This is a genomic window from Xenorhabdus ehlersii (assembly GCF_003610465.1).
GTDB lineage: Bacteria > Pseudomonadota > Gammaproteobacteria > Enterobacterales > Enterobacteriaceae > Xenorhabdus > Xenorhabdus ehlersii.
On record NZ_RAQI01000002.1, the window covers coordinates 820968 to 833245 of the forward strand.

Genomic DNA, 12278 nt, shown 5'->3' on the forward strand with positions numbered 1-12278 from the left:
CGAAATACAAACTTCACTTTAATTAGCCTCTTCATACAACAATTGTGCTGCTAACAATAAAGCAAATAAGAATACTTATCAATGCGATTGGAATGGTATAACCGAAATTTACCATCGATATTCTTTCCCTGATTCCCTGAAAAATAAAAACTGCCAATTCCATCACAGAATAGGCAGTTTTTTGTAAAACAAAATCAATAACACTTCAATTAATAATTATCAGATTATTGATAATTAGTTAACAAATCATTCTTTATCGGTATATTTGAATGCTGGAAATTCCATCTCACTGTATTTAACAAAGCGAGTTTTCTTTTTCAGCTTGTAACTAAGCCAAATCAGCAGAAATAACGGAATGCCAATGTAGGTCGCGGTCACTCCGTACCAGTCGATCTTATCTTGCAAAAATGCCTGATAATTTTGGCCCAACGTAATAACTAAACATAAGATAAAGGCAAAAATCGGCCCAATCGGGAAGAAACCTGAGCGATATGGCAGATCATTGATATCCAAACCTTGGGCGACATAGCCTTTGCGAAAACGGTAATGGCTGATTGCAATTCCGAGCCATGCAATAAATCCAGTCATACCTGAGGTATTCAATAACCACAAATAAACTGTTTGGTTACCAAACATGGAGCTAAGAAAACACAATCCTGCAACCACGGTCGTAACATAAAGTGCATTACGCGGAACACCACCTTTAGACAGATGACTAAAAATTTTCGGTGCTTTACCTTCTTTTGCCAGTGTGTATAGCATACGGGTAGAAGCATACATCCCTGAATTTCCCGCTGACAAAACAGCAGTTAATATCACCGCATTCATTATTGCAGCCGCTGATAATAAGCCAGCATTTTCAAATACCAGCGTAAATGGACTAACACTGATATCTTTCACGCCATTGTGCAACAAATTGGGATCAGTATAAGGGATGATCAGGCTGATGATTAAAATCGCAAACACATAGAACAATAAGATACGCCAAAATACTTTGCGCACAGCACGAGGGATATTTTTTGCTGGATCTTTCGACTCCCCCGCGGTAATACCTATCAGCTCTGTCCCTTGAAAAGAAAAACCGACAATCATTGCCACCCCGATCATGGCTGCAAAACCACCCGCAAAAGGAGCATCACCAACTCCCCAATTATGCCAACCTGCACCTTCAGCGCCTTTCATGATGCCGGCAATCATTAAAATGCCAACGGTAATGAACACAATAACCGTGGAAACTTTGATCAAAGAGAACCAATATTCTGCTTCACCAAATCCTTTGACGGAAATGAAGTTCAACAAAAAAATCAGGGCAAGAAACAACGCACTCCATACCCAACCAGGAACATCATTAAACCAGTACCCCATTACCAGTTGCGCAGCGACAAGGTCAACCGCAATCGTCACCGCCCAGTTGTACCAGTAGTTCCATCCCAAAGCGAAGCCAAAACCCTCATCAACATATTTGGAACCATAAGTTGAAAACGATCCTGAAACTGGCATGTACGCTGCCAATTCGCCTAAGCTGGTCATCAAGAAGTAGACCATTAGGCCAATTAATGCATAGGAAAGTAAAGCCCCACCAGGGCCAGCCTGAGAAATTGTTGCGCCAGAAGCAACAAATAATCCCGTGCCAATTGATCCACCTATGGCAATCATTGCCATATGTCGTGCTTTTAATTCACGGCGCAGGGTTGTCGGAGCCTGATCCCGTGGCATACTTTCTTCGCGAGACATTCTATTCCTATATCATTTAAAATAAATTTAATGCGGAATTGTAACAAATCCTCGTCTCCAGAATAGCAACGATTCGTGGTTATAAGATACCTTCATAATCCACAACCAATTATTAGCTACACGATTATATTCTCAATATTAGTTACAATAACTCAGTAACTTCCGTAACGCATTGGATATATGTTTTTGACGATGGTAAATCAGGTACAAGGTGCGATTGAGGCTACGTCCAGGAATAACAAGTTCAGATAATGTGCCATTTTTCAATTGTTCCTGGACAACTCGCCGTGAAAGACAACTGATTCCCATTCCATATTGAACAGCATGTTTGATGGCTTCTGAATTACCCAGCTCCATCGCAATATTGAATCTCGGCATTTGTGAGAACAAAAGATGATCCAAGATTTCTCTTGTTCCTGAACCTTTTTCTCTCAATATCCAAGGCGCTTTGATCAAATCTTCCAAGCTCAGCTCACCTTGCAACAGCGGGCTTTCTGGAGAGGAAAAAACGATCAACTCATCTTTCATCCATGGTTGTGTGATCAACTCAGGATTGTGACACAATCCTTCAATCAATCCCAAATCAACACGAAACTCAGCAACTGCCTTAATTACATCTCCAGTATTACTGATATTCAATTCCAATGGTGTCTCAGGGTAATCCTGACGGTATCTCGCCAGCATTTCAGGCAACATATAATTGCCAATCGTGCTGCTGGCCGCTAACCGCAATGCGCCCAATTCAAGTTTGAAAAGCTGTTCCACTTCACCAGCCTGTTCAAGTAATGCCAATGCCTTAGGATAGAGCAAACGCCCATGTTCATTAGTGACCAGACGTTTTCCGACTCTATCAAACAGTTGTACTCCCAACTGTCCTTCAAGATCTGTCAGTGAAGCACTCACCGCAGATTGTGATAACGCTAATTGCTGAGAAGCCTGTGTCGTTGAACCACTTTTCAGAACTTCTGCAAAAATCTCCAGTTGTCTCAGAGTGATACGCATATGGCCTCACGGGAAGTGAAATAAAAGGAAAAGATAGTCTTGATTTTAGACAGTATTACGCAACTTAACAAAAGTCACCCTTATTTAATCTATTTTAGTGTTTATATGTATAAATATTATCAATTTTATTAATTTATAAATCTTCCATATGCTTATTCCTAAAACGCATAAGCTAATAGAGTCGCCACTATGTCTGAAAATCAAGTAGAGGAATTTACCAAAGTCCACCAGAATACCGCATTAAAATTAATTCCCGGTATCCTATTAGCCGCAGTCCTGACGGCAATCGTCATCTATATCGGGACTATTCCTTGGCTTATAAATATGGGATTGGGTGTCCTGACACTTGCCATCTTATTGGGGATCATTATCGGCAATACTCTGTATCCTCTCTTAAAATCCACCTGTGATAGCGGTATCCATTTTTCCAAACACTACCTACTGCGAGCAGGTATCATTCTTTATGGATTTCGCCTGACTTTCCAACAAATCACAGATGTTGGCGCAACTGGAGTATTGATCGATATCATCATGCTTTCATCAACATTTTTTATGGCATTATGGATTGGGCGTACTTTTTTGCAACTGGATAGCCAAACCGTGGTCCTAATTGGTGCAGGAAGCAGTATTTGTGGTGCCGCTGCGGTTATGGCAACAGAACCCGTTGTCAAAGCCCCTGCCAGCAAAGTTACTGTCGCCGTCTCTACAGTCGTTATTTTTGGTACACTGGCAATCTTTATTTATCCGTGGATTTATCAACTCAATACCCACTACCAGTGGTTTAATTTTACTCAGGAAACATTTGGTATTTTTTCGGGTTCAACTGTTCATGAAGTAGCCCAGGTTGTTGCTATTGGGCATGCGTTAGGAAACGATGCCGAAAATGCAGCGGTTATCAGTAAAATGATCCGCGTTATGCTATTGGCACCTTTTCTATTATTGCTTTCCGGCTACTTCAGCCGCGTGGAAAGTAAAAATTGTAATGCCCATCCCCAAAAATCCCCAATCACTATTCCGTGGTTTGCTGTATTCTTTATTGCCACTGCGGGTTTCAATTCTTTTCATCTATTACCTGAATCCCTTGTTGATCATATCGTTGCTGCTGATACCATCATGCTGGCAATGGCCATGGTTGCTTTAGGGTTAACCACCCATATCAGTGCTATTCGCCAGGCTGGGGTTAAGCCTATCTTGTTGGCCCTTATTTTGTTTATCTGGCTAGTCGTGGGAGGATTAATCGTCAATCAGGGCATCCATCATTTATTGCGCTAATTTAGAATGAAGGAATATTAAATTGACTTTTGCTGCCAAAATTTTATCAATCAGGTGAACAATGCCATAATGACGAAAACACAGGAGAAAATAAGATGAAATTTGTTGGAGCCCATGTAAGCGCTTCGGGCGGTGTTGATCAGGCAGTGATCCGTGCTCATGAATTAAATGCAACGGCATTTGCCTTGTTCACGAAAAACCAGCGCCAATGGTATGCCCCTCCGCTATCGACAGATGTCATTGATCAATTCAAAGCGAACTGTGAACGTTACGGTTATGGTAACCGACAAATTCTTCCCCATGACAGCTACCTAATTAACCTTGGCCATCCTGAAGCAGACGGTCTGGAAAAATCCCGTGCAGCGTTCCTTGATGAAATGCAGCGCTGTGAACAGTTAGGCATTGACCTGCTGAATTTCCATCCGGGCAGCCATCTCAACAAAGTTGACATCGATAAATGTCTCACCCGTATTACGGAATCCATTAATATTACGTTGAATAAAACACAAGGTGTCACTGCCGTTATCGAAAATACCGCCGGACAAGGCACCAATCTTGGTTTTAGATTCGAACAACTGGCGGCAATTATTGACGGTGTCGAAGACAAAACCCGAATTGGAGTCTGTATTGACACCTGCCACGCTTTTGCGGCTGGTTACGATTTACGCACTGAAAAAGATTGCGATGCGACTTTCAAGGCATTCGATGAAATCGTTGGATTAAAATATCTTAAGGCCATGCATCTAAATGATGCTAAAAGTGAATTTTCCAGCCGTGTTGACCGACATCACAGCCTTGGTGAAGGCAATATCGGTAAAACACCTTTCAGCTATATCATGAAAGATGACCGTTTCAATGGTATTCCCCTGATTCTTGAAACGATCAATCCAGATATTTGGGCTGAAGAAATTGCCTGGCTAAAATCCCAGCAAAGTTAATTACCTGACTGAAATTAACTCGATCTTTGCCATCATTGATGCAAGTTCAGTGCGGCTTTTAATCCCGACATTCGGCTGGCTAACCGTGAGTGCAGAAACTGCGGTCGCCAGACGCAATGTGTGTTCGCTGGATTCTCTCATCAGCAAACCATAGACCAATCCTCCGACCATAGAGTCCCCTGCCCCAACGGTGCTGACTACTTCACAATGTGGTGGTTTTGCCAACCATGAACCAGAGGCATTGACCCATAATGCTCCCTGCTCTCCCAGTGAAATAACAACGTGGGCGATCCCTCTATTACGCAATTCATGAGCTGCATCAATAACGCTATCCAAATCCGGCAATGGCTTACCTGCCCAAATCTCCAATTCATGACGATTAGGTTTTACCAGCCAAGGTAATGCTTTTAGGCCAGCAACAAGAGCTTCACGGCTGCTGTCGAAAATAACGCAGGGACAAGACTGTCGTAATTGCATCATCCAATCCGCAAATGATTCTGCTTTGATCCCTTCGGGCAAACTACCACTGACAACAACCATATCGAACTGCCCCAGCCATGTCAGAGAATCACTGACAAACCGATTCCATTCTTCTTCTGTCACATGGAAACCAGAAAAATTGAAATCTGTCACTTCACCTTGTTTTTCAGTCAGCTTGACATTAATACGCGTTCGTCCAGAGACTAGATGAAAACGATTTACCATCTTGTTTTCGCTAAAAAACTGCTGAAACCCGTCCTGATTCTCTCGTCCCAGAAAACCACTGACAGTAACATCAATGCCTAAGTCACGCAGTACCTTCGCGACATTGTTTCCTTTGCCAGCAGCGTGAAGCCCTGCCGTCTGTACACGGTTAACATTTCCCTTAACAATATCTGGGCATAAGCCAACTAAATCATAAGCTGGATTTAAGGTAATTGTGGCAACTCGACGGCTCATCTTGCCCGGTATCTCCTGAATAAACAGTCATAAGTAACATTAAATTTTATCTGTTATTTATAACATCAAAATTGAATCGTTTCAGTTAAAATTACAACCCGATCGATCATTGTGTTAACGCAACCTAAAAGTAAGAATATGCAACGGAATAATTTCTTATTAGATGACTAAAATCAATCTGAACCAAAGTAAGTAGTTACTAGCCGGAGGAATATATCAGTGTCAGTCGTTGTCGGAGTGGGTGTCATCAACTCCCTACAGGCAGGTTTTCTCAGATAACCTGCTCTACCTTTATATGCAAAATGCGACAAAAGAAATTTAATTATTTTTCTTAATTATTTGTTTACACATATAATTTATTTATGTATCGTTGCGCTAGTACAAAGTAACACCATTCATCAGGGAGTCTATATGACCATTGAGGTAACGCAAAATTTGAAACGCCCCTCTATATTTGGTGGCGCTATGATCATTGCCGGTACTGCTGTCGGCGCAGGTATGTTTTCCATTCCGATTGTCACATCAGGTGTCTGGTTTACAGGATCAATCATTTTGCTGTTGTATACCTGTACATGCATGTATTTCTCTGGTCTGATGATTCTGGAAGCCAATATGAATTACCCTACTGGTTCCAGTTTCCATACTGTTACCAAGGATTTACTAGGCAAAGGCTGGTGTTCTCTCAATGACTTATCCATTGCCTTCGTTCTGTATATATTAACCTATGCTTATATTTCAGCAGGTGGTTCAATACTTTCTCACAATATCGAGAGCATTATTCCGCTACCTCAATCAATAGCTGGATTATGTTTTGCCTTTATTGTTGCCTTTATTGTTTGGGTATCGACTAAGGCAGTAGATCGCTTAAGCACTATCTTGATAGGTGGCATGGTGATTACCTTTATTATGTCTGTCGGCGGTATGTTTACCGAAGTTAAGCCAGCTATCTTATTTGATCAAGCCAATACCAATTCAGACTATTTACCCTATGCTTTAATCTCCTTGCCTTATTTGCTAGCCTCATTCGGCTATCACGGTAACGTTCCGGGGCTAGTTAAGTATTACCATAAAGACAGTAAAGCCGTCACACACAGCTTGCTATACGGGACATTAATAACGTTAGCGATTTACATATTATGGCAGTACGTCATTCAGGGAAATATTCCACGTGAAGTCTTTAAGCAAATCATTGCTGATGGGGGTAATATTGGTAACCTATTGCAGCAGATGGATAATACTTCTGATAATACGACAATAACCCAATTCTTAAATGCCTTCTCATATATGGCTTTAGCGAGTTCATTCTTAGGCGTATCATTAGGATTGTTTGATTATCTGGCAGACTGCTTTAAATTTGACGATACTCGCAATGGTCGTTTTAAAACAGCACTGATTACATTCGTTCCTCCGACTATATTGTCACTCATTTTTCCAAACGGTTTCCTATACGCAATCGGTTTTGCTGGACTGGCAGCAACCATTTGGGCAGTTATTGTTCCGGCTTTAATGGCCCGAGCAAGCCGTAAACGCTTTCCAACATCCAGCTATCGGGCTCCAGGCGGTAATTTTTTGATTGTCTTTGTTATCCTATTCGGTTTGATAAATGTGCTAGCACACATTCTCTCTTTGTTTGATTTGTTGCCAGTTTATCGTTAATGTTTTCCTTCCACCCCAGTATTTTTACTGGGGCATTCATTCACCTCTTGCCTAATAGGCCAACTGCGAGTAATTTTGTCGCCATTTAAATATTCATTCCACTATTTCCTTGTTTCTACGGAAGGTATCTATGGCTAAAGCCAATGAAATTAAGCGCGGCGCTGCAATCAACTACAATGGAAAGCTATTATTAGTTAAAGACATCGATATTCAATCACCCAGCGCACGCGGCGCCAGCACGCTATATAAGATGCGTTTTACTGACATTCGTACCGGTCAGAAAGTGGAAGAACGTTTCAAAGGTGATGACATTCTTGAAACCATCACATTGACCCGCCGTAGCGTAAGTTTTTCCTATATTGATGGTGATGAATATATCTTTATGGATGACGAAGATTTCACCCCTTATCACTTCAAAAAAGATCAAATCGAAGAAGAACTGCTATTTATTCCCGAAAAAGGTTTACCAGGAATGCAGGTCCTGACAATGGATGGGCAATTGTTAGCGCTTGAATTGCCTCAGACTGTTGATATGGTCATTGAAGAAACATCACCAGGTATTAAGGGTGCATCAGCGAGTGCTCGCACTAAACCGGCTAAAATGAGTACAGGATTGACTATTCAAGTTCCTGAATACTTGAGTTCTGGTGAAAAAATCCGCATTCATATTGCAGAGCGTCGCTATATGGGACGTTGTGACTAATTCTTTATCCTTAAATATGAGTTGCTCTTTTGACGAGAATAACACTCGATGCAAAGAGCAACTCATCATCTTTGAAGTTAGAAGTAATCCACATTAACAATTGCCACACGTTTCTGATTATCAGTCCACTTCACTCTGGAAACACCTATGTTACCAGGAAGCATAACATCGCCTTTCGTTTTGTGAATTGAAATGATGTGTTTAACAGTGAGATTTTTACCTAATCGATAGCAAGAGATGTTAGCTTGAGTGTTCGATATAACAACTTGACATCCTGGATCAACAATCGCACCTGAAAACCGAATGATTCCTCCTTTAGATTCGGCATATCCATAAGAAAGCCATGAAACCAATAAACAACTCATTAACAGCTTAAGATAATTTTTCATGGTTACCTCACTTTCGTTTTTCCATTAACTAAAACTCAGCTACCTTTTATTCCTTCATCTCCATAATAACTATTTCACGTAAGAAAAATACGACATTGAGAACTTTTATTGATAAATATCAAAAGTAATTTTTTAATTAAAAAATAGGCACACTATTTTTATTGATTAATTAACAAAACTGTTATTAATAATCATTATTAGAACTAAATCACAGATAAGTTTATTGATTTTATTTTATATTATATTATTTAGCTAAAATAAATAATTATTATACTTTTATGTAACATTTAATGATAAGTTATAGTAACAATACCCAATTTCTTATTTTTTCCGACCCATTTTATTTCTTCTGTTCCAATATGTTTTTCAATAGATAATGGAGTCTTTCTATCCTTTTGATATTCTATGTTTTTTTCTTTAATTAACTGTTTACCATTATACCAGCAGACCATTTCAGTATGCTCTTTATCCCAATTAAGTTGGCATGGAGACTCAACGATAGCACCATGGAAGTAAATAGTTCCAGAACTGGAGGATGATGAAGAATTCGCCATTACAGGATAATAAGATAAAGACATGAACAAAAAAGTCGTCATTTTTCGTAACATTCGCAACATAAGCATTCAACCTCCACGACAAGTGTTATTATCTTTTTTTCAACTTTAGCCCCGCGCTAATTTGAAAACCAGATAATGGTGTAACGCTCTGCCATATAACGATATAACGTCAAATGAAACTTTTTCTTTATACTTTTTGTTAACTCGAACCACAATTCGATATAATATTCTGATAAGTTAGAATATGATAAAATCAATTGATAGTTATTTAATAATAGTCAGGCGCTGACATTGCATCAAATATATATTATCGGTACTGCCGTGGGGTTTTAGCTATTTTTCCGATATCATAAAACTATTTACATATTTGACAACAATAAAGTTTAGCGATGAACTATACAAATATACTGATATAACCACACCTTAACCACGGCATCTGATGGTGATTACGCTTTCTCATAAATTTTGTTATAGTCCCTTCCCAAGTTAATTTGTCTACCAAACTCCACTTTACGTGTTAAATAGGTATCTCATGACTCGCAGTCACCCGTTTGCTATATTTATTCTCAATATCCTTGGTATTGCTCTGTTTCTCTCATGGTATTTGCCTGAGAATCACGGCTTTTGGTTCCATCTTGATTCCGCTATTTTTTATTTTTTTAATGAAAAATTATTACCAGATTCGAAATTTTCCCTATTTGTCGCTATCGCGAATGTTAGGGCATTCGATGTCATATCACTTTTATGCATGGGCTTACTTTATTACAGCGCATTTCGCAAACAGGATCACGTCGGCAAGCGCCGACTTTTCATGATTGGTTTAGTCATGCTTATCTCTGCCGTTATCATTAATCAAATAGGCCATCAAATTCCCGTCAGCCGACCAAGCCCAACGCTGACATTTGAAAATGTTAATCGCATAAACGAAATGACCAGTTGGCATACAAAAGATTCCTCCAAAGACAGTTTCCCTGGTGATCACGGTTTAATGCTCTTAATTTTCAGCAGCTTCATTCTGCGTTATATCTCCCGCAGTGCATTCTGCATTGCTCTACTGATTATGGTCGCTTTTGCTCTTCCCCGTATTATGGCAGGTGCTCACTGGTTTACAGATATTGCAGTAGGTTCTTTATCTTTAACATTGATCGGCATGAGCTGGATATTACTAACCCCATTAAGTGATATTATGGCAGCATGGCTAGACAAAAAATTACCGCATATTAAACGCGATAATTAAGCTCATAATATTGAGGAGATGCCTGTTATCTCCTCAATACCATCTCATATTTACCAAAACAGTATAAAATAGTAACAAATCATTCTAACCTATTAGTTCTTAATCTAATTTTTTGTAAAGAACTCTTTTTGTCTCTCGCTTTTTACTAATGATTTCAGTAATCTTTCCTGCGTCCTGTTTATTAAAATAATATGTTTTGTAAAGATAATAATAAAACGTGTTGCTTAGCACACTTTATGGACAGAAAATTTGTTAATTCACCCTACTCTGACTAGGCTTTAGAACATTTAGTGTTTTCATGGTGGTGATAAATCACGTCAAGGACTGCAAGGAAAAATCAATAAATGGTTAAATCTAAACCAACACTGAGATACATCTTGCGGCTGATCCCCGCAATTATAGCCGCAGTAGCACTGACCGCATGTAGTTCGCCAGATTCTAACCTACGCAATAAACAAACTGAGACGCCTGCAGTAAACACGGGAAAGCATTATTTACTGCAAGCATCTCAGGATGAATTTGAAACTCTGGTCAACAAGTTAGATATTAAGTCTAAAATACTCAATCAATACGCTGACTGGAAAGGTGTAGCCTATCGGCTTGGTGGAAATACCAAACGCGGTATCGATTGTTCTGCTTTTGTGCAACGTACTTTTCATGATCAATTTGGTATGGAGTTACCACGTTCCACATTAGAACAACAAAATATAGGACAAACCATTAGTCGCTCTAAATTGCGGGCGGGTGACTTGGTACTGTTTAAGACAGGGGTTCGCAGGCGCCATGTCGGTATCTACATCGGCAATAATCAGTTTGTCCATGCTTCAACCAGTAATGGGGTTATCGTTTCCAAATTGACCGATACTTACTGGAGTAAACGCTACTATGGTGCAAGGCGGGTGTTATCAGATAACATAGAAGCCTCGATTTGACCGACACCTAACGTGTTTTATGACTGAATTTTCCCTTGCAGGCATTAAAAAACGCTTCTATTTAAGAAGCGTTTTTTATCAATGGGTAAAATCATAGTGGATACAGCGCAGTTATATTTTCTGCAATTGCAGCGCCTAACGTCTTTAAACGACATATCACTGCACTCTCATCTTCCTTAGCAAAGAACAAACAGGGTTCTCCTTCCCATTCAATCACAGCACTCGGTATCTGCATATCAGCAATAGACTGATTTATAACATGCAAAATTTCCCGTGCTTCTTCGCCTTCATGGCTTAATAATTTCAGCCCCATTAGGCTATTTCCTAAATCTGTATCTTCTGCTGGCAAAATCTCAACTTTTGTACCAACGAAGCCAGTTGACCACCGATAACTTTGCGGCAGTCTGTGTACTACCGAAAGTTGGATATTATTCACGTATCATTCCTATCAGAAACAACATTAATACATCTAACCACCAGCTGTAGATTATCGATTCGTCAAAACCGAATAACCACCCAACAAAAAAGTAAATAAAAGGTTAAAATAAAAATCGTGTTACTGCACTTACTTCACTTCCTACTTCAAAAAAAGTGCGACCCAGCTCGCATTTTATATATATTTATACTGTTTAGGTAAAAAATTCAACTTATTTTTATGCAAAACAGCAACCTTTAATTCAAGATTTATTTACATATTTGTTTCTTTCAAACGTCATCGCGTGCCAATAAAACCACAATCTTTTTATTTACAATAGGTTAAATAATGATAACCCTATAACCTTTCATAGTCATAAAATCATTATGTAAAATTAACAAAAAAGCAACATTCCAGCACTAACTGGATATGATAGTATTAAAAATTTCCTACATTTTTTGATGATTACTCGATATTTCCTGTTTATCAGGTTAATCAATAACC

General features: G+C 39.4%; 12 protein-coding genes. 6 read left to right on the forward strand and 6 right to left on the reverse strand.

Annotation, left to right across the window (positions count from 1 at the left end; genetic code table 11):
• Window positions 1-246 precede the first annotated feature (246 nt).
• Entirely contained in the window at window positions 247-1734 is a 1488-nt protein-coding gene (locus tag BDE27_RS09705) for an amino acid permease (RefSeq protein ID WP_099131431.1), read from the reverse strand.
• A gap of 138 nt (window positions 1735-1872) precedes the next feature.
• Window positions 1873-2736 carry a DNA-binding transcriptional regulator YeiE gene (gene yieE / locus BDE27_RS09710; protein ID WP_099131432.1) on the reverse strand — a complete coding sequence of 288 codons (864 nt, stop codon included), beginning with the start codon at window positions 2734-2736 and terminating at the stop codon, window positions 1873-1875.
• A gap of 189 nt (window positions 2737-2925) precedes the next feature.
• Here yieE and BDE27_RS09715 point away from each other — a divergent pair, with 189 nt between their 5' ends.
• Both BDE27_RS09715 and nfo read left to right on the forward strand, forming a co-directional pair.
• Window positions 2926-4008, forward strand: a complete 1083-nt coding sequence (locus BDE27_RS09715; protein ID WP_099131433.1) for a YeiH family protein — start codon at window positions 2926-2928, stop codon at window positions 4006-4008.
• A 95-nt stretch (window positions 4009-4103) separates the two neighbouring features.
• Window positions 4104-4946 (forward strand): deoxyribonuclease IV, encoded by an 843-nt coding sequence (gene nfo, locus BDE27_RS09720; protein WP_099131434.1) that lies wholly within the window; start codon window positions 4104-4106, stop codon window positions 4944-4946.
• On the opposite strand, the gene fruK is transcribed toward nfo, so the two are convergent.
• Window positions 4947-5885, reverse strand: coding sequence for a 1-phosphofructokinase (gene fruK, locus BDE27_RS09725; RefSeq protein WP_099131435.1), 939 nt, complete (start codon window positions 5883-5885; stop codon window positions 4947-4949).
• Window positions 5886-6296: 411 nt separating this feature from the next.
• On the opposite strand from fruK, the gene mtr reads away from it, so the two are divergent.
• Together mtr and yeiP are read left to right on the forward strand one after the other, a co-directional pair.
• Window positions 6297-7541 carry a tryptophan permease gene (mtr, locus tag BDE27_RS09730; protein WP_099131436.1) on the forward strand — a complete coding sequence of 415 codons (1245 nt, stop codon included), beginning with the start codon at window positions 6297-6299 and terminating at the stop codon, window positions 7539-7541.
• 130 nt (window positions 7542-7671) lie between these two features.
• Window positions 7672-8244, forward strand: coding sequence for an elongation factor P-like protein YeiP (yeiP, locus tag BDE27_RS09735; protein WP_099131437.1), 573 nt, complete (start codon window positions 7672-7674; stop codon window positions 8242-8244).
• A 77-nt stretch (window positions 8245-8321) separates the two neighbouring features.
• On the opposite strand, the gene BDE27_RS09740 is transcribed toward yeiP, so the two are convergent.
• Window positions 8322-8633: a type 1 fimbrial protein gene (locus BDE27_RS09740; RefSeq protein WP_099131438.1), complete on the reverse strand. Its 312-nt coding sequence runs from the start codon at window positions 8631-8633 to the stop codon at window positions 8322-8324.
• A gap of 287 nt (window positions 8634-8920) precedes the next feature.
• Window positions 8921-9256 carry a type 1 fimbrial protein gene (locus BDE27_RS09745; RefSeq protein WP_244208741.1) on the reverse strand — a complete coding sequence of 112 codons (336 nt, stop codon included), beginning with the start codon at window positions 9254-9256 and terminating at the stop codon, window positions 8921-8923.
• 466 nt (window positions 9257-9722) lie between these two features.
• On the opposite strand from BDE27_RS09745, the gene BDE27_RS09750 reads away from it, so the two are divergent.
• A complete protein-coding gene (locus tag BDE27_RS09750; protein WP_099131439.1) occupies window positions 9723-10427 on the forward strand; it encodes a phosphatase PAP2 family protein in 705 nt (234 codons plus the stop codon).
• A gap of 344 nt (window positions 10428-10771) precedes the next feature.
• A complete protein-coding gene (gene mepS / locus BDE27_RS09755) occupies window positions 10772-11359 on the forward strand; it encodes a bifunctional murein DD-endopeptidase/murein LD-carboxypeptidase (protein WP_099131440.1) in 588 nt (195 codons plus the stop codon).
• Window positions 11360-11450: 91 nt separating this feature from the next.
• On the opposite strand, the gene BDE27_RS09760 is transcribed toward mepS, so the two are convergent.
• Window positions 11451-11795: a YejG family protein gene (locus BDE27_RS09760; RefSeq protein WP_099131441.1), complete on the reverse strand. Its 345-nt coding sequence runs from the start codon at window positions 11793-11795 to the stop codon at window positions 11451-11453.
• Between the last annotated feature and the right edge of the window lie 483 nt (window positions 11796-12278).